Source organism: Paenibacillus sp. FSL R5-0378, assembly GCF_038009285.1.
In the GTDB taxonomy this organism is placed as follows: domain Bacteria; phylum Bacillota; class Bacilli; order Paenibacillales; family Paenibacillaceae; genus Paenibacillus_AQ; species Paenibacillus_AQ favisporus.
Genome location: NZ_JBBPAY010000001.1, coordinates 5922415 through 5941967, shown reverse-complemented (window position 1 = coordinate 5941967; position 19553 = coordinate 5922415). Strand labels below are relative to the sequence as shown.

Genomic DNA, 19553 nt, shown 5'->3' with positions numbered 1-19553 from the left:
TTATCTTAGGTCGGCCTGAGGAACTGTCCTCCTACGAAGCGCTTAAGGGTGAGCTATACACTCAGGCGTGTGCGGCTTTTTTCCAGATGGGCAGGTAGCATAGAGGCAGAGCGGCCAAGGAGCTGATCACATTAAACAGCGTCTGGGCGTGGGCGATTTGCGCGCCTTCACTGCCGGTGATGGCCGCTATAGCCCAGTGCAGCTGCGGAATCAAGGGCATGAAGACGAGGGCTCCGCCGACGTTCAGAACCACATGGGTCCAGGCGACGAATCGGCCAGAGGCAGAGCTGCCGATGGAGGCGAGAACTGCGGTCACGCAGGTGCCGACGTTCGCGCCGAGCACGATGGCGATGCCGACGTCGACTGGCAGCGTTCCCGAGGAGGCCAGAGCGATAGCCAGGCCGATGACGGCGGCGCTGCTGTGCATCAGGGCGGTTAGTACCGCGCCGGCGGCAATGCCCCACCATACGCTGTCGGCTGCGCGGTCCAGGAACCAGCTGAACAAACCGGACTGCTCCAGGGCCGGACCAATCTTCTGCATGACGCGGATGCCCAGCATGACCAGGGCAAAGCCGGCGATCGCCAGCGACAGGAACTGGACGGGCATCATCAGGTGCTGAATGCGGCGGATTCCCGGCGGGGAGCTCTCGCTGAAAAAGACGGCGGCCGCCCACACGATCAGGGAGACGGTCAAGAGCGGCAGGGCGATCCGTCCGATCTGCAGGCCGATCAGCTCGGTGGTCAGGCAGGTGCCGATGTTGCTGCCGAGTATAATGCCGAGGGTGCGTTCGTACGTCAGCAGCCCGGCGTTGACCAGGCCCATCGTAATGACGGTGACGGCCGTGCTGCTCTGCAGGACGGCCGTGATGCCGGTGCTGAAGAGGAGCCCCTTCAGCGGCGAAGCGGTAGCCTTTTGCAGGAAGGCGGACAGGAGGGGCCCTGCCCATTTGCCGAGGGCCGCCTCCATCACCTTCATGCCGGCCATAAAAATAACAAACCCGTACACGACGGGAAACACGACAGTTTGAAACACGCGGTAAGTCCTCCTTGGGGTTGTTTATGGAGTCAACCATAATTACGTATATGTCCAGCCCTGGACAACCATGACTCCAAGAGGGGCTTCAGCCGGGGACTTGCCGGAATCCATATATCCATTTTTGAAACGTTGAAGGAGTGAATCGATTGGCATCGGTCGTATTGGAGCGCAGCCGGAAGAAGCGGCTGGAACAGGGGCATCCCTGGATTTACAACAATGAAATTGCCTCGGTGGAGGGCAGCCCGGAGCCGGGCGACCTCGTGAATGTGGTCAATCATCAAGGGCGGTACCTGGCCACAGGCTATTACAATCCGGCCTCGCAAATTACGGTCCGGGTCATCTCGTACCGTCCCGTCGAGACGATGGACCGTGCCTACTTTGCCGAACGCTTCCGCGGCTGCCTTGAGCACCGGGAGCGTTTCCTGAAAGGAGACAATGCATACCGCCTCGTGTATGGGGAAGCGGATTTTCTTCCCGGGCTGATCGTGGACCGCTTCGGCGATGTACTGGTCGTACAGCTGCTGACGCTGGGTATGGACGTGCATCGTACGGATATCGTCGACGCGCTGGTCGAGGTGCTGAGCCCGCAGGGAATCTATGAACGCAGCGACGTTCCCGTGCGCGAGCTGGAAGGGCTTGAGCAGACCAAGGGACCGCTGTACGGGGAATGCCCGCGCCACGTGACCGTGACGGAGAACGGTCTGTTCGTGAAGGTCGACATTGAAGAAGGCCAGAAAACGGGCTATTTCTTCGACCAGCGGGAAAACCGGGCTTCGATCGCTCCGCTGATGACCGGCTGGGGAGGCCACAGTGGAATTACGCTGCAGGAAGTAGAACAGGACGGAGAGCGCGTCAGCCTTCCGGTGAACAAAAGCGGCAAAGTCGTCACCTTCCCTTATTGGGACGGGGCCACAGTGCTGGAATGCTTTTCGCATACGGGCAGCTTCACGCTGAACGCCTGCAAATATGGAGCCAAAAAGGTCACCTGCCTCGATATTTCCCAGCACGCGATTGAGAGCGCCAGGGAAAACGTCGTGCTGAACGGCTTTGAGGACCGGGTGGAATTTGTTGTCGCCGACGCCTTCCAATATTTGCGTGATCAGGTTAAAGGTGTGGAGGAACGGCGGCAGCGGGCGGCAGGGAACGAGGAGAAGGTCGATACCTCGAAGAAAATGACCGCAGGGGGCGGCCGGACGTGGGACGTCGTTATTTTGGACCCGCCGGCTTTTGCCAAGACGAAAAGCGCCGTGAAGGGCGCCTGCCGCGGCTATAAGGATATCAACCTGCACGGCATGAAGCTGGTGAACGAGGGAGGATACCTCGTCACGGCCAGCTGCTCGTACCATATGCGCCCGGACCTGTTCCTGGCCACGATCCAGGAAGCGGCAGCCGATGCCGGCAAAATTTTGCGCCTGATCGAATGGCGTGCGGCCGGCAAGGACCATCCGCAAATTCTCGGCGTCGATGAAGGCCATTACCTCAAGTTTGCTGTATTTGAAGTTCGCAGCAGGGCTTAACTTTGATCTTGAAAGACCAAACCTTTCCGTGATGGACGGAAAGGTTTTTTTGTTTTCGCAGCGGCAGCTCAGCTGAAAAAGAAGCAAGCGTAACCTTCGGGGGATTGTTAGCGTCTAGGAAGTAAGACGTTCCAAAAAAAGGGATTCAGCATACGACGGGGTGACGTAATGAAAAAAGCAGTCATCGCATTAACCTTACTGATGATGTTAACAATAGCAGCCTCAGGCTGCACCTCACCAGCTGCCAACCATTCGGAAGGGTGCTGTACATACCCGGTTACCCAGACGGCGCCGGGGCAATACCGGGACGCTGCAGGCTTTTCGAATTTAGAACAGAAAACCATCGATCCGATCGGGGTGAAGGAGCCGTTCTATGGCGTGCGCCTTCTGAACCGGGACGGAACGACCGTTCAGGAGTGGCCGCTTGATTCCTTAACATCGTATCAACCCGTTTGGGACGATGAGGAGGAGCATGGACCCGGGATGCTGGTGTACAGCTTGAGTGGCAGGCTGCCTTCGATTTTGCAGCAGAACGGTTCGATAAGCGTGCTATCCCAGCCGAAATGGGCGCCGCCTCAGGTGGAGTTTACGAACGATTTTGGGCTGAATGTTCAATATGCGGACCGGCTTGGTGAGCATGAGATCTATGCCGTCAATGGCCATTTGAAGCTGTACCGGGTAAATACCCGATCCGGAGTGTCCCAGGAGCTGTACGAGTCCGCCCGCCCGGTCTACGGTATAGCCGCATCACCTGACAACGACCGTGTGGCGCTGCTGGTTGCTTCGGACGACACGTTTGGCCCGGATGCCGACTTGATTGTGCTGGACCGGGACGGGAACCAGCTGCTCCACCGGCCGAGAGTGAGCTATTTGTCACACAGCGACGGATTCCTGTTTATTTATCCTTTAGCCTGGAACGATAACGAGACCGTTTCGGTCCCTGTTGACGGATATAAGGAGGGCCGAACCCGTGGCGTTCTTCATATCCGTCTGAACCGGGAGGAGGCGTCCTACGAAGCCGATCCCAAGCTGCCGGCCGCGGCCAGGCGAATATTAGCTCAGCACGCAAGGGTTGCAAAGGAAACGGACATCACCAGATTTACCGCCGCATCCGGGAATCCCTCCGGTTTGTATGCGGTCCAACTGGCCAATCGTGACGTATGGATTGTCGATATTCTGAAAGGGAAGGCGCTCGAAGCAGGCGTCGGCTATCCGCTGCGCTGGACGAAGGATAACCGGCTGTGGCTGGCGGCCAACCGCTCGGAGCTGCCGGTCTATTACAGCGGTATGTAATATGCCAAGCGAGGCAAAATGATGATGCATTCGATGATCCGCGTATCATTTATCCAAACCCCGAACGCCAAAATGTTAAAAATCCCTTCTCGCCGGATGCGAAAAGGGATTTTTGAATTTTTTACCCAGGCTAGTGTGCTTTTTCAATTCCAGGGCTAGCGCTATTGCTTTGTCCGGGTTACCATCATTCCTCCTTATAGCGATGAACCAGCTTGTCCCGGTGGGAAGCAAAAATGTCCTCCAGGCCGATGTCGTATTTGTTCGCGATCACAATCAGATTCCCCAGCACGTCGCCAAGTTCTTCCACAAGCTCCTGCTTATGCTCGTCATACGTACCCGCGGCCTCATCCGGCCGGTCCCGGCCGATTTCAAGCGCCCGAATCGCCCGGGCCACTTCGCCGGTCTCCTCCGCCAAAAAGCCGATCCGGATAAAGATATCGAGCTCCGACCAGCCCCGCTGTTCGTAATACTCCTTGACCCACTGCTGAAATGCGTTCACATCCACAGTTTCTGCCTCCTCCTGCAATTCATGTTCTAGTGATAGGCACTTCTATAAGTATAAGGGATGGAGGCAAGAGGTTGGTGTGTTATTCAAAGGCTGGATTGAGGGCAAAAACCATTATTTATATTTTGGTACACATTAAATAGACTGAAAAATCATTGAAAGGAAGGGAAATCCGAATAGGCTGCTAGGAGATCACGTGGAACGGCCGGTAATTTCAGGGTTGGACGCCATGATCGTTTCCGCCGCGCGCCATATCTCCGGCAAAAAGTCGATGACCGCAGCGGCACGCGTGCTGAAGTCCTGGACGGAGTGAAAGCCGAGATCGGCCAGAAATGCTTCCAGACCGGGGGCAAGCTCCTTTTGCACTTTCGGATCGCTGTCTGCGGCGAGAATTTTATGGCAGCGCGCGAAGGTGGCTCCCATCCAAAACACCGCCTCGCGGTGGAGTCCTTGTTCAATTAACGTTATGCTCCCGTCGATGGCGATCGGGCGGGAAACCGGGGAAATATCGCTGCTGAAGAAAAAGGGCGTTTTGGCGGCCGCGGCCGCGGTGTCGAAGGTCCGCTCGAGCGACCTGACATGCTGCATCGCCCGCTCCGGCTCCAAATCGGCACAGCCGAGATGGCGAAGCAGCTCGGGGTACAGCGAGCTCAGGCCGTAATCTTCCAATACGCCGCGGACGGCTGCATAGCGGAGCCGCACCGTCGGGTTTTTCAGGGCGGCGAGCAGCAGCACATGCGTGGTGATGCCCGTAGGGAAGAGCCAGGATGTGAACAAGTCATGCAGCGGCAGGGACAAGTCGAGGCCGAGCAGAGAACGCTTGATTTGCTGCAGGACGTTTTCGCACCGCTGCCTCACCCAGACCTCATCGGCAAAATGCCGGGATACTTCTGAATACAGGCGATGCAAATGGCCATGGGGATCGGAGATGATCGTATTCACCCGGAACGGGCCTGCCAGATGGTGTGAGACGAGCACCTTCTGCACCGAGGACAGCTCGGATAGGGAGATGTAAGAGCCTTCGATCAGGGTATTCCGATATATGAACTTACCCGGTTTTAACGGCGGCTCCGCCAGTTCAGACACGACCATCACGTCGATATCGGAGCTTGGAGACATCGGGGCATCTTCCGGCATTCCGATTGTGGAACCCGTGAAATAAGCGCCCATAAATCCTTTTTCCTTTGAGGCTTGGTGCATCACCCAGTCCGCTGCAGCGGCTCTTGCGGAACCGACCGTCCCGGGCTGATTTTCAGACGAGCTTGAAGAATCCTTGATATCCACCGTCTTTCCTCCCTTTGCCTTAAAGTGAGAACGTCCTCATTATAGAATGTCAGGTGAAAAATGGTAGACTGTTTGTTTTTGGAAATATGAGCTATAATAACAATATAAGGAGCCGAAAGGCTCCTTTTTTCGTTGAATTCCGGCTTACGGGCCGCAGAAGGACAAGGGGTTGACATGAAACCAAAAGGTTTCGTATAATTCATATGAAACCAAATGGTTTCGCATTCGAATGTAAACCGGGTTGATTGACTGCATATGGAGGTACTTATACATGGAAAACTCAACAAACAATGCTTTGCCTGATATCCGCCACACTGGCGTATTCCAGGCTCCGATCCAGAAAGTGTGGGAGGCGGTGGCGACTCCCGAAGGGCTGTCCGCCTGGTTCATGCCCAATGACATGCAGCCCGTCGTAGGCCACGAATTTCACATTAATGCCGGTCCGTACGGCATGTCGCCGTGCAAGGTGACCGAAGTGGATCCGCCGCACCGGCTGGCGTTCCGCTGGGGCAAGGACTGGACGCTTGTTTTCGAGCTGAAGGAGCTGGACGGCAAAACGGAAGTGACGCTCATCCACTCCGGCTGGAGCGCGGACCAAGTGACCGAGTTCAACCAGCCGCATACGGTCGTGCGCGAGACGATGGACCAAGGCTGGGCCGGACTCCACCAGAAGCTGGGCAGATACGTCGAGGCTTAAGCATGACGGCGACTGCGTCCAAGCACGACGTGTTTCAGGCCGTGGCCGACCCGACCCGGCGCCAGCTGCTCAAGCTGCTGTCCGATCAGGAGATGCCCGTAACGGTGCTCAGCAGCCATTTTCCGATGAGCCGGACGGCGGTTTCCAAGCATCTGCGGATTCTGTCGGAGGCAGGGCTGGTGAAGGAAAGGAAGGTCGGCCGCGAGACGAGGTACCGGCTGGACCCGGGGCCTTTGCAGGAGCTCAAGGATTGGTACTCCTATTTTGAACGCTTCTGGGAGAACAAGATGGCAGCCCTGCAGCACTTCGTGGAGTCGGATGGTTCCGAACGCTTCCCTGCCCCGCTGACCCTTGTGGATAAGGAGAAGGAACAAAATTAGCCGGTGATTCAATCGCTCTATACTGAACCATGATCCCTGCATGATGGCCATGGAAACTAGCATTCGTACAAATCAAGCAAAACAAGAGACAGCGGTACAAGAGGATCACCTCCTCCTGTACCGCTGTTTGGCATGCCGGGACACGGCGTTCCTTCGGGTTGAGCGTATCGGATAAATGCAAAAAACGGTAAGTGCCTCCTTTTTACAGTTCCGCAAACATACGTTCTTTTCAAAAAAGGTTGTGTTATACTTATATTTAATAGTTTTCAAGGTTTACATACGAAGGAGGCAACACCATGTCGGTTCATTTTCTGATCGGACGATCCGGTAGCGGCAAGACGACGGCGATCCTAAGCGAGATTACGTCCCGGCTGAAAGTAGAGCCTAAGGGCAGCCCGCTGATCCTGCTCGTTCCCGAGCAGGGCTCATTCCAGGCGGAGCACAGCCTGGTATCGTCGGGCGCTGTCAAAGGCAGCGTCCGTGCGCAGGTTCTCAGCTTCCGGCGCCTGGCGTACCGGGTGATGCAGGAGACCGGCGGGTCGGCGAGAGTCGGCATCAGCGAAGAAGGCAAAAAAATGCTGCTGTACAAAATCATTCAGCGCCGCAAAGAGGAGCTGAAGCTGTTCGGCGCCTCCGGTGACCAGCTGGGTTTCATAGGCAAGCTGAACGAGTTGTATACCGAGCTCAAGCGGTACTGCGTAGATTCCGCCGTGCTGGAAGAGCATTTGACCCAGCTGACGGAGCAGAAGGCGGCCGCCCCGATCCTGCGCTATAAGCTTGAGGATTTATGGACGGTGTACCGCGACTTTGAACAGGAAATATCACCGCTTTATATAGATGATGAAGATACGCTCGTCACTTTGGCTGAAGGGATTCGCAGCTCGTCGTATGTCAAAGGTGCGGACGTATGGATCGACGGCTTCCACGGGATGACTCCGCAGGAATACGGGGTTGTTCGCGAGCTGATGGCCCATGCGTCATCGGTCACCATTGTGCTCACGCTGGACAAGCCGTACCACGGCAGCATGCAGCCGCATGAGCTGGACCTGTTTCACCCGACTGCCACGACTTACATCAAGCTGAGAGGAATGGCCGACGAGCTGGGCATCGAAACGAACGATTCGATACTGCCGGCATCGGACCTGCCCAAATTCCGCCTCAGCCCGCGGCTTGCTCATTTAGAGCGCGGTTATGACCGGCGGATTCCCTGGAAGGGGCAGGAGAGAGAGCAGGTTCAGGAAACCGAAGGGATTTCCCTCTATGCCGCCGAGAATCGGCGTACCGAAGTGGAAGGGGCTTTGAGGGAGATGCTGCGCCTGGCCAGAGAGGAAGGGGCGAGATACCGCGAAATGGCCGTGTTCGTCCGTAATTTGGGCGATTACGAGCATTTGGTGGAGCCCCTGTTCCGGGACTACGGCATTCCGTTCTTTCTCGACCAGAAGCGAAGCGAGCTGCACCATCCGCTGGTGGAGTTTATTCGTTCCGCACTGGATGTCGTGCGCCGGAACTGGCGGCATGAGGACGTATTCCGCTGCATCAAGAGCGACCTGCTGCTTCCGCTGGACGGGTCGCTGGGGCGGGAGGATATGGACGTGCTCGAGAACTATGCCCTCGCCTGCGGAATTCAGGGATACCGCTGGACGGACGGCCGCCCGTGGAAAGCTATTCCGAGCCTGTCCCTGGAGGAAAACGGCGGAGAGCGACGCAGATCCGGAGAGCAGCTTCTCAGCCTGATGGAGCACTGCCGGAGGGTGGTCAGCGAGCCGCTGCTGGCCTTCGGCAAGCGGGTGAAGAAGGCGGGCAGCGCCGAGGAGCTCAGCACAGCGGTCTTCCGTCTGCTCGAGGAAGCCGACATTCCCGAGAAGCTGGACCTGTGGAGCCGCGAAGCGCTGGAGTCCGGGCGCCCGGAGGCGGCGAGGGAACACCGCCAGCTGTGGGATGCGGTCCTGGAGCTGCTGGATCAGATTGTGGAAATGATGGGTACGGAGAAGATGGCCTTCGAGCTGTTTGCCGGCATTCTGGAAACGGGACTGAGCGAACTGAAGCTGGGCCTCGTTCCGCCTGCGCTCGATCAGGTGCTGGTCGGCAATATGGACCGGACGCGGACGGGTGGCGTAAAGTACGCGTTTCTGCTCGGCGTCAACGACGGAGTCATCCCGGCCGTGTTTCAGGATGACGGGGTGCTGACCGAACAGGAGCGCTCCCTGCTGTCGCAAACCGGAATGGAGCTGGCGCCTGGCATTTCGCGCAAGCTGCTCGACGAACGGTTCCTGATTTACAACGCCTTGACCTCGGCCAGCAGGCATGTATGGGTCAGCTATCCGGCCGCAGACGATGAGGGCAAGGAGCTGCTGCCGTCCGAAGTGGTGCGGCATGTCCGTAAAATGTTCCCGGGTCTGCCGGTTCGCCGCCTGTCGGCGCAGCCATCGGCAGAGCAGCGGGAAGAAGAGCTGCTTGCGTATTTGTCCCACCCCCGCCAGAGCCTCAGCCATTTGATCATTCAGCTGCGCAAATGGAAGCAGGGCGCGGAAATTCCGCAGCTGTGGTGGGATGTGTACAACTGGTATATCCGGGAACGGGAATGGAAGGGACCGCTGGATATGCTGCTGCGGTCGCTGTTTTACCGCAACGATACCCGCCAGTTGGAGCCGCAGACCAGCCGCAGGCTGTACGGTGCCAAAATCCGGACGAGCGTATCCCGCATGGAGCGGTTCGTGGCCTGCCCGTTTTCGCACTTCGCTTCACACGGGCTGAAGCTGCGCGAACGGCAGCTGTACCGCCTGCAGGCGCCGGATATCGGCCAGCTGTTCCACGCGGCGCTGACCCAAATGGCGCTGCGGCTGCAGGAACAGAAGCGGAGCTGGGGAAGCCTGACGGCCGAAGAGTGCCGGCGCGAAGCGGAAACAACGGTAGAGCGCCTCGCTCCGATGCTGCAAGGAGAGATTTTGATGAGCAGCAAGCGGTACGGCTACATTTCACGCAAGCTCAAAAATATCGTAAGCCGCGCCTCCGTCATCCTGGGCGAACAGGCACGGCGGGGAAGCTTTGAGCCGATCGGCCTGGAGCTGGATTTTGGCCCGGGTAAACCGCTGCCTCCGCTGACCTTCTCCCTCGAGAACGGAACGGTGATGGAGGTCATCGGGCGAATCGACCGGGTGGATATGGCCCAAGGTGAAAACGGACTGCTGCTGCGTGTAATCGATTATAAGTCCGGACAGAAGGACCTGCGGCTTCATGAGATTTACTACGGCTTGTCCCTGCAGATGCTGACCTATCTGGACGTGCTGTTGACCTATGCGGAGCACTGGCTGGGCAGCAAGGCGCTGCCGGCGGGAACGCTGTATTTTCACGTGCATGATCCGATCCTGCAGTCGAGCAACGGGCTGACGATGGAGCAGGCGGCGGAAGAGCTGCTCAAACGGTTTAAAATGAAGGGGCTGCTGCTGGCCGACCGCGACGTCATATCCAAAATGGACGCATCTCTGGACAAAGGCCATTCATCCATCCTTCCGGTTGCCGTCAAATCGGACGGAAGCTTCTACAGCTCCGCATCGGTCGCTACGCCAGAGCAGTGGGATACGCTGCTGTCTTCCGTCAGGGACAATATCACCCGGATTGGAACGAGAATTACCGAGGGGGACGTGGACATCGAGCCTTACCGCATCCAGCAGGAGACGGCATGCACGTTCTGTCCGTTTAAGCCAGTGTGCCAGTTTGACGAAAATGTCGAGGGTAACCATTACCATATGCTCGGCAAGCCAAATAAATCGCAGGTATGGGAAATGATGTCCAGCCGCCAAGGAGGAGATGCGCATGATCGAAATTGAAAAGCCGGCAGGCAGCATGTGGAGCGACGATCAGTGGAAGGCGATTTCGCTTCACGGCGATCACATTCTGGTCGCGGCGGCGGCAGGCTCAGGGAAAACGGCCGTACTGGTCGAACGGATCATCCGGAAAATTTTGAATGAGGAGCAGGGCTTCAGCGTGGACCGGCTGCTTGTCGCCACGTTCACTAAGGCGGCTGCGGCCGAGATGCGTGAGCGCATCCGCGACGCGCTGGACCGGCAGCTGGAGAAGGATCCGGAGAATACCCACCTCCGGCGGCAGCTGTCCCTGCTCGGGCGTGCTTCCATCACGACGCTTCACTCCTTCTGTCTTGAAGTGATCCGCAGGTACTATCAGATGATCCCGATCGATCCGGGGTTCCGGATCCTGAACGAGAATGAAGCCGAGCTGATGCGCCAGGAAATCCTGGAGGAGCTGTTCGAGGAGAAATACGGGGAGCAGCCGGAGGACAGCGATTTTATCGCGCTGGTGGATTGGTTCAGCGGTGAGCGTACGGACGATGCCGTCCGCCATTTAGTGCAGAGGCTCTACGATTTCTCACGCAGCCACTCCTGGCCCGATCAGTGGCTGCGGAATATGGCCGAGTCCTTTTTGCTGCCGGATACGGCAAGTCTGGGCGAAAGCCAGTGGGTCAAGAGCATCCTTCAGGATGCGAAGCTGGCGCTTGCCGGGGCCGAAGGACTGCTGGAGCAGGCCCGGCGTCTGACACTGCTGCCCGGAGGACCGGGGCCCTATCTGGATAACCTGAACGCGGATCTGGAGGTAGTTCAGTCGCTCAGGGATGCGCTGGACAACCGTCCGTGGGACGAGCTGTTCGAACGCTTTCAGACGGTGTCGTTCAGCAAGCTGAAGAGCTGCCGCAAGGAGGAGACCGACCCGGCACTGCAGGAGAGGGTCAAGGAACTGCGGGAAGCGGTCAAGAAAACGGTGCAGGATCTGAAGGGGGCGCTGTTTGGCCGGCCGGCCGATGCCTTTCTGGCCGAGCTGCACAGGGCGGCGCCGCTCATGAAGGAGCTGGCGGAGCTCGTCATTGAGTTCGGCGACCGGTATCTTCATGAAAAGCAGAGAAGAAACGCGGTGGATTTCAGCGATCTGGAGCACTACTGCCTGCAAATTTTGCGCCACCCGGATTCGGTGCCGGGTCAGCCGCTCCCTTCGGACGCAGCCATGGAATATCAGGAACAGTTCGACGAGGTGCTGCTGGACGAGTATCAGGACACCAACAGTGTGCAGGAAGATATCGTCAAGCTGATTTCGCGCGAGCTGCCGGGGAACCGGTTCATGGTCGGCGACGTCAAGCAGAGCATCTACCGCTTCCGCCTGGCGGAGCCTAGCCTGTTCTTGGACAAGTACCGCAGGTATGCTTCCGCCGAGGGCGGCGGCATCCGTATCGACCTTGCCCGTAACTTCCGCAGCCGGCTGGAAGTGGTGCATGCCGTGAACATGGTGTTCCGCCAGCTGATGAATGAGACGGTGGCGGAGATCAGCTACGATGAGCGGGCGGAGCTCGTTTACGGAGCTTCTTATCCGGAAGCCCAGCCTGAAGGGGCTTCAGGGCCGTCTCCGTACGTGCCGGAGCTGGTGCTGATTGACAAGGCCAGAGGCGGGGAGGTGTCTGAGGAAGAGCCTCAGGACAGCGACAACGGAGGTCTGATCCAGGAGAGCGAGGCCGCCGAAATGGAGACGGCTCAGCTTGAGGCCAGAGCGATTGCCAAAAAAATACGCGCGCTCATGGGTGACACATCACCTAGGCCAATGCAGGTGTTCGACAAGGAGACCAAAGCGATGCGGCCTGTCCGTTACGGCGACATGGTCATCCTGCTTCGGTCCGCCTATATTTGGGGGCCGCTGATCATGGAGGAGCTGCGCCAGCTCGGCATCCCTGCCGACGGGGAGCAGAATCAGGGGTATTTCCAGGCGACCGAAGTGGAAATTATGCTGTCCCTGCTTCAGATTATCGATAACCCCCGGCAGGACATTCCGCTTGCAGGCGTGCTGCGCTCGCCGATCGTCGGCCTGACCGAAGAAGATCTGGCACAGGTCCGGTTATGCGGGAAGGGGACGTTCTATGAGGCCGTCATGGCGGCTGCAGGAGGGACGGTTCCCGCGTCTGCGGAGCCTGGAGATTCAATTTCGATTCCGGACGAAGAAGGGACGCTCTCTGCCTACGCTGAAAGTGCCGCCGCCCTGGAGTGGGCGGAACAAACGGAATCAGTGGATGAGGAATTCAGCCTCTCTCCAGAACTGCAGCGGAAGCTGGCAGGGTTCCTGGCTTCGCTGGAACGCTGGCGAAATATTGCCCGTCAAGGCGGCCTGGGGGATCTGATCTGGCTGCTGTACCGGGAAACGGGATATTTGGATTGGGTAGGCGGCCTTCCGGGAGGAATGCAGCGGCAGGACAATCTGAAGGCGCTGCACGACCGGGCGGTCCAGTTTGAACAGACGACGTCTTCCCGCGGACTGTTCCGCTTTTTGACGTTTATTTCCAGACTGCGTGACAACGGATCGGATTTGGGCGGACCAGGCACGGCTGAAAGCCGGGACAACGCAGTGCGGATTATGACAATCCATAAGAGTAAGGGCCTCGAATTTCCGGTCGTGTTTTTGGCAGGCATGTCCAAAATGTTCAACCAGCAGGATTTGAACGCATCGTTCCTGATGCATAAAGAGCTTGGCTTCGGACCGAAATTTGTGGATACCGAGAAGAGGGTCAGCTATCCGACGCTCCCGAACCTGGCCATCCGCCGCCGATCCCAGCTTGAGCTGCTTGCCGAGGAAATGCGTGTGCTCTACGTAGGCCTGACCCGGCCGAAAGAAAAGATGATCTTGATCGGGACGGTGAAGGATCTGGAGAAAAAGGTGTCCTCCTGGGCCCAGGTGCAGAGCCGGCCAGAGCTGATGCTCCCCGATTACCTCTTGGCCAGGGGCAGAAGCTACCTCGACTGGGTCGGGCCTGCTCTGATCCGCCACCCGGCGGCCGCCAAGCTGCGCGAGCTCGGCGGTTTGGAAAGCGAGACAGCCTCCGCGCTGGAGAGCGATCCGGCGGATTGGCGCATTTCGATCCTCTCCACAGAGGATCTCACGCTGGCGGCGCTTGGGGGCTGGGAGGAAGCGGAAGAATCGACGCCGGAGCGCCGGCGCAAGCTGAATTCGCTTCTTCGCAGAGAGACGGTACTCCCGGGCAGCGATGCGCCGGATGGAGGTTCTTTTTTGTCACCTGACCAAATATCCGCCCGGCTGAACTGGCAGTATCCGCATGCTGCCGCCAGCCGGCTCTCGGCCAAAACGTCCGTGACCGAAATGAAAAGGCTGCTTGCCCTGCAGGACGGGCCCACGCTGGACTGGGTCGAGGAGACCCGGGTTCGGCGGGAGCATAGTTTGCCTGCCTCCCAGCAGACAGGTACGCTTGCCCTGCGCCGGCCCAAATTTATGGAGCAGAGCCGGATGAGTCCTACGGAACGGGGAACGGTGTACCATACCGTCATGCAGCACATCCCTCTGGATGCGGGATTGGTAGATTTGCGGGTCGTGGAAGCGACGCTGCAGCGATTGGTCGACCTGGCGATCCTTACAAGCTCGCAGGCGGAGATCGTGGAGCCGGAGCAAATCGCCTCCTTTTTTGACAGCGACATCGGAAAGAGACTGCAGTCGGCGGAGTGGGTGTCGAGGGAAATGCCTTTCAGCTACGGTCTTCCGGCTCATGAGGCGCATCAAGCGCTGCTTGCGACCGAGCGTTTTAACGAAGGGAACATCATACCGATGAAGGCATCGGATGCAGGAACCCGGGCTTCGGACGAAGTGGTGCTCATTCAAGGGATCGTCGACTGCCTGTTCCGTCAGGACGGTAAATATGTCATCGTCGACTATAAAACCGACCGGGTGCTGGAACACCGCGGCGGAATAGCCGCTCTGGCGGAGAGCTATCGGTTCCAGCTGGAACTGTACGCCCGGGCGCTGGAAGATATATTAGGTGAGGCGGTCCAGGAGAAATGGCTGTACTTTGTGGATGCCAAGCAGTCCGTCTTGCTGTAGTGGAGTGTTCAGTGCTTTTTGATTTGGTAGTATTTTCGATTGGACAGGTTTCTTCGGTTGATAGGTTTCTTGATCTGATTGTTTTTTAAATGGCAGTTTGATCGTTTTTTAGAATTGATAATTTATAGAGTCGATAGTTTAATAGAATCGATCGTTTAGTAGAATTTGAATGTATTCTCAGACGCGATCGGGTTTAGGAATGGATCGTTGGCTGAGTGTTTTCATTTTTAGGTGTGACCCATACACGGCATGAATCCGTCTGGGTTCACGGCTTGCGCGAAAGCAAGTTCAGGAGGGAGAAGCAGGATGCGCATACTTCACACGGGTGACTGGCACTTTGGACGGACGCTCGAGGGCCGGAGCCGGATGAAAGAGCAGGAAGATTTCGTTGAGGAACTGGTCCGGATCGTACACGATCAGAAGATTGATCTGGTCATGATGGCCGGGGATGTCTATGATTCGGTCAATCCGCCGGCGGCAGCGGAACAGCTGTTTTATGAGGCGGCGGCCCGGCTGACGGAAGGAGGGACGCCGCTCGTGGTCATTGCGGGCAATCATGATCAGCCCGAGCGGGTTTCGTCGGTAACGCCGCTGGTCGCCCGGCAGGGAATCACGTTGGTCGGGCTTCCCGTGGCCGAAGCCGTCACGGTTCAAGCGGTCCGGACCGGGGAGATCGCCAAGATTGCGGCGCTCCCTTATCCGTCCGAAGCCCGCTTAAATGAGCTGCTCGCCGCCGAAGGCGACGAAGAGGAGCTCCGCCGGGCATACAGCGCCCGCGTAGGCATGCTGATGCGGAAATTGGCGTCAAGCTTTACGCCCGAGACCGTCAATTTGGCCATGAGCCACATTTACGTGCTTGGCGGCGTGGAAAGCGACTCGGAACGGCCGATACAGGTCGGAGGCGCGTATACGGTGGACCCATCGGCGCTTGCGGTTGGAGCCCAGTATACGGCGCTTGGCCACCTGCACCGGCCTCAGGCGGTCAAGGGTGATGGAATGATCCGCTACAGCGGGTCCCCGCTCGCCTACAGCTTTTCCGAGGCCGGTCAAGCGAAGTCCGTTTCCATCATCGATGTGGCCCCGGGGCAGCAGCCCGTAATGGAGGAGGTTTATTTGTCCTGCGGCCGGCCGTTAATCCGGTGGAAAGCAAAGGGTGGACTGGAGGAAGTTCATCGCTGGCTGGATGAAGGCAGGGATGCGAACGGTTTTATCGATCTGGAGATTTCGCTGACCGAAGCGATGTCTCTTGGGGATATTCACAGGCTGCGCAAAAGTCACGAAGGGTTCGTACATATCCGTCCCGTGTATCCCGAGATGGAACAGGTCGAGGTGGAGTACAGCCGGTCGAGCCTGCCGGTGCCGGAGCTCTTCCGGAAGTTCTACCAGCGCCAGACCGGAGGAGCCGAGCCGGATGATGCGCTCGTTGAATTGTTCCTTGCGCTCACTTCGGAAGACGCAGAGGTAAAGGAGGAAGCGTAACATGAAGCCGATCACACTGAAGTTGTCGGGTCTGCAGAGCTATCGCGAAATGCAGCAGATCGATTTTGACGAGCTGTGCCAGATGGGGCTGTTCGGTATTTTTGGACCGACAGGCAGCGGCAAATCGACGCTTCTGGACGCAATGACCCTGGCTCTGTACGGCAAAGTCGAACGTGCGGTGAACGGCACGCAGGGCATCATGAACCATTCGGAAGATGCACTGTACGTCTCCTTTACCTTTGAACTCAGTTCCGCGGACGGACCGAAGCGGTACAGAGTGGAGCGCCGTTTTAAAAGAACCAACGAGCTGTCAGTCAGCAATACGGTTAGCCGGTTTATCGAGGTCACCGCGGAAGGTGAAACGGTTATGGCAGACAAGCTGGCTGAAGTCACCCGCTGCGTGGAAGACAAAATCGGTCTGAAAATGGAAGACTTTACGCGGGCCGTCGTCCTTCCCCAGGGGAAGTTTGCCGAGTTTCTGTCGCTGAAGGGCAGTGAGCGCAGGCAGATGCTGCAGCGCCTGTTCCATTTGGAAAAATACGGCGACCTGCTCGCGCAGAAGCTCAGCCGGCGGGTGAAGGACAACGATGCTGCACTGAAGGAAGTGGAGGCGGAGCAGCAAGGCCTCGGCAGCGCAGGCGCGGAAGCGGTGGACGAAGCGAGGAACAGACTCAAGGAAGCCGCCTTGGAGGCGGAGGCTTCGCGGCTGAAGCTGCGGCAAATGACCGAGGAGGCTGAGAAGGCCGGCAAATTCAGGGAGATGCAGCTGGAGAAGGAGCGGCGCGAACAGGAACTCCACCGGCTGTCCGCTGAAGAAGAAGCGATTGTCCGGCTTGAACGCCAGCTGGGACAGTCTGCTGCGGCACGGGCGATCATGCCTTTGTATACGCAGTGGACGGACAGCAGGCAGGAATGGGACAAACGCACCCGGGAGGCGGAGCAGCTTCAGACAAAGGCTGAGGCCGCGGATACGGCGGCCCGGGAGGCCGCTGCGGCCGACGATGCGTCGCACCGGGAGCTTGCCGCTGAGGAGCCGAAGCTGCTGCAGCGCCAGGAGCAGCTGGAGCAGGCGGTACTGCTGCAGCGGGAGCGGGACGAGCTGAAGACTGTGCTGCAGCAGCTGGCTGAGCAGCGGTCAAAGACGGCCCATGAAAGCAAGGAACGGACTGAAGCTCTGGCCAAGGAGCAGGAGCTGCTCGCCAAAGGGCTCAAGCGGCAGTCTGAGCTGCAGGAAAGCCTGAAGGGGCTGGAAGTGAAAGCGAAAGACCGTGAACGGCTGCATAAGGCGATGCGGCACGTTCAGCAGCTGGGAGCAAGCGAGCAGCGGCTGCGGAGCGCTGAGGATGAATTTAAAGAGCATGGCGAGAAGCAAAGCAGAGCCGAAGCGCTGTTGAAGCAGGCTGCGCAGGAGCGGGAGCAGCATTTGCAGGAGCAGAAGCGGTTCGCGCTCGCGGTTTCGGCCCATATGGAGCAGGTTCTGGGCCATGACAGCCGGATGGAGGCGGCGTTGTCCCGCCTCGACCAGGAAGAGGCGCTGGTCCGTTCTTCCTCCAAAGAGCGGGAGCTCCACGCGCTTTCGCTGGCGCTGGCCGCCGAGCTGCGCCCGGGAGAACCGTGTCCGGTATGCGGTTCATCCCATCATCCGGCACCGGTATCTCCGGATCAGGATGCGCCTGTTGCGGATGACGGTCTGCTGGAACTGCTGCGGCTTCTCCGCCAGCAGCTGCAGGAGCTGCGGCTCAGCGGGCGTCAGCTTGTACATGAGACCCGGAGCTTGCTCGAATCGTACGAGCCCGGGGTCCAGGTGGAGGCAGGGGCACCCTTCCAGGCCGGTTCTGGCCCGCTGGAAGGCGCAGGCGAAGCGGCCGCTGCCCTCGAGCTGGTCTCGGATCCGGAGCAAGTGGAGTCATTTTCCAGGCCCGCGTGGGAATCCCGGATCCGGAAAATGGAGGAGGACGCCGAAGCGTTGGCATCATCCACGAGACAGCTTCAGCGCGAGCATGCCGCGCTGAAGGAGCGGGGGGAAGCGCTGAGCGCGCTGCAGGTGAAGCGAACGGCTGAAATCGAGTCGCTTCGGGAAACGTTCACCAAGCTGGGCGACCGATTTGAAACGGAGAAGCGGGAATACCTAAGGCTTCAGGAGGAGTGGCGCCGGGAGCTTCCGGACCTTCAGCCGGAGCAGGCGGACCGCTTGTCCGCGGAAATCCAGCAGAAGGATGCGCAGGCCGAAGAGATCCGCGAGCGGCTGCAGATCAGCATCCCTTTTATCGAGGAGAAAACGGCCTCGGTCCAATCGCTGGAGCGGCAGATCAACGATCTCGACAAGTCGCTCATTCAATGGGATGCCCAGCTGCAGGGCAAGCAGGATTTGCTGGCCGAGAAGGAGCGGCGCCTTCAGGCATGGGTCGGCAGCGAGTCCGCCGACCGGCTGCTGGAAGGCTGCAAGCAGCGCCTGCTCTCCCTTCGGGAAGCTGCGGCGCGCTCCAAAGAGAAGCGCCAGGCAGCCGAGCAGCTTAAGCATGAAGCAGCCAAAGCGGCGGCGATGGCAGCCCAGGCGGCGGAATCCGCGGAGGAGCACTGCCGAAAAGCGCAGGCCCGCTGGGACGAGCAGCTGGCGGCTTCTCCGTTCGCCACGTCGGAGGAAGTGGCAGACGCCTGCATGCCGCCTGACGAAGAAGTGCACAGCGCGGAGCGGGTCCGGCTGCACCGCGAACGGGAGCAGGAGATCAAGGTGCAGCTCCGCCATTTGGCAGAGCAGCTGGACGGCCGCGGCGTGACCGAAGAAGAGTGGCAGCGGATCTCCGCGGAGCTGGCTGCCTGCCGGGAGCGCGATGAGACGGCGCTTCAGCAGCGGGCAAGGGCGGAGCGGGACCTGGACGACGTGGAGAAGCGTCATGTCCGCTGGTCGCAGCTGGAACTGATCCGCAAGCAGCGGCAGCAGGCAGCCGAGAAGCTCTCCAAGCTGCAGTCCTGTCTCCGGGGCAATGCCTTCGTCGAATACATTGCCGAGGAGCAGCTGATGCAGGTCAGCCAGGCTGCTTCACAGCGTCTGCGCTTCTTGACCAAGCAGCGCTATGCGCTGGAGGTCGATTCCGGGGGAGGCTTCCTGATTCGGGATGATGCCAACGGCGGGGTGCGCCGTCCGGTGTCCACCCTGTCCGGAGGCGAGACCTTCTTGACCTCCCTGTCCCTTGCGCTGGCCTTGTCTGCGCAAATTCAGCTCCGGGGCCAATATCCTTTGCAGTTTTTCTTCCTTGACGAAGGATTCGGTACGCTGGATCCCGAGCTGCTCGATACGGTAATCACTTCTTTGGAGAAGCTGCATAACGATCATTTGTCGGTCGGCATCATCAGCCATGTGCCCGAGCTGCGGGCCCGTCTTCCGCGCAAGCTGATCGTGATGCCTGCCGAGCAGGCCGGAGGCGGCTCGCGGATCGTTCCTGAAACGCTGTAGGCCATCATCCATAATTTTTTGAAAAAGACA

General features: G+C 58.7%; 11 protein-coding genes. 8 read left to right on the top strand and 3 right to left on the bottom strand.

Annotated features, from left to right (window positions below; translation table 11 throughout):
* Positions 1-61: 61 nt before the first annotated feature.
* Positions 62-1033 carry a Na/Pi cotransporter family protein gene (locus MKY74_RS27600; RefSeq protein WP_076169787.1) on the bottom strand — a complete coding sequence of 324 codons (972 nt, stop codon included), beginning with the start codon at positions 1031-1033 and terminating at the stop codon, positions 62-64.
* A gap of 149 nt (positions 1034-1182) precedes the next feature.
* Between MKY74_RS27600 and MKY74_RS27595 the strand changes: the two genes are divergently transcribed.
* Positions 1183-2553: a class I SAM-dependent rRNA methyltransferase gene (locus tag MKY74_RS27595; protein WP_076169788.1), complete on the top strand. Its 1371-nt coding sequence runs from the start codon at positions 1183-1185 to the stop codon at positions 2551-2553.
* Positions 2554-2721: 168 nt separating this feature from the next.
* A complete protein-coding gene (locus tag MKY74_RS27590; RefSeq protein WP_076169789.1) occupies positions 2722-3846 on the top strand; it encodes a hypothetical protein in 1125 nt (374 codons plus the stop codon).
* 184 nt (positions 3847-4030) lie between these two features.
* On the opposite strand, the gene MKY74_RS27585 is transcribed toward MKY74_RS27590, so the two are convergent.
* The gene (locus tag MKY74_RS27585; protein WP_076169790.1) at positions 4031-4351 is read right to left on the bottom strand and encodes a MazG nucleotide pyrophosphohydrolase domain-containing protein; all 321 of its coding nucleotides are present in this window, start codon (positions 4349-4351) and stop codon (positions 4031-4033) included.
* A gap of 192 nt (positions 4352-4543) precedes the next feature.
* On the bottom strand, positions 4544-5635 hold the full coding sequence (locus tag MKY74_RS27580; protein WP_341013290.1) for a hypothetical protein: 1092 nt from the start codon (positions 5633-5635) through the stop codon (positions 4544-4546).
* Between the two features lie 271 nt (positions 5636-5906).
* Here MKY74_RS27580 and MKY74_RS27575 point away from each other — a divergent pair, with 271 nt between their 5' ends.
* The 6 genes from MKY74_RS27575 (at position 5907) to MKY74_RS27550 (ending at position 19523) form a co-directional block, all read left to right on the top strand.
* Positions 5907-6332, top strand: coding sequence for an SRPBCC family protein (locus tag MKY74_RS27575; RefSeq protein ID WP_076169791.1), 426 nt, complete (start codon positions 5907-5909; stop codon positions 6330-6332).
* 2 nt (positions 6333-6334) lie between these two features.
* Positions 6335-6712 carry an ArsR/SmtB family transcription factor gene (locus MKY74_RS27570; protein ID WP_076169792.1) on the top strand — a complete coding sequence of 126 codons (378 nt, stop codon included), beginning with the start codon at positions 6335-6337 and terminating at the stop codon, positions 6710-6712.
* Between the two features lie 296 nt (positions 6713-7008).
* The gene (gene addB / locus MKY74_RS27565; RefSeq protein WP_076169793.1) at positions 7009-10539 is read left to right on the top strand and encodes a helicase-exonuclease AddAB subunit AddB; all 3531 of its coding nucleotides are present in this window, start codon (positions 7009-7011) and stop codon (positions 10537-10539) included.
* Positions 10520-14590 carry a helicase-exonuclease AddAB subunit AddA gene (gene addA, locus MKY74_RS27560; protein WP_144025409.1) on the top strand — a complete coding sequence of 1357 codons (4071 nt, stop codon included), beginning with the start codon at positions 10520-10522 and terminating at the stop codon, positions 14588-14590. Before addB ends, addA begins: the two co-directional genes overlap by 20 nt.
* A gap of 306 nt (positions 14591-14896) precedes the next feature.
* The gene (locus MKY74_RS27555) at positions 14897-16069 is read left to right on the top strand and encodes an exonuclease SbcCD subunit D (RefSeq protein ID WP_076169795.1); all 1173 of its coding nucleotides are present in this window, start codon (positions 14897-14899) and stop codon (positions 16067-16069) included.
* Position 16070: 1 nt separating this feature from the next.
* Entirely contained in the window at positions 16071-19523 is a 3453-nt protein-coding gene (locus MKY74_RS27550; protein ID WP_076169796.1) for an SbcC/MukB-like Walker B domain-containing protein, read from the top strand.
* Positions 19524-19553 lie beyond the last annotated feature (30 nt).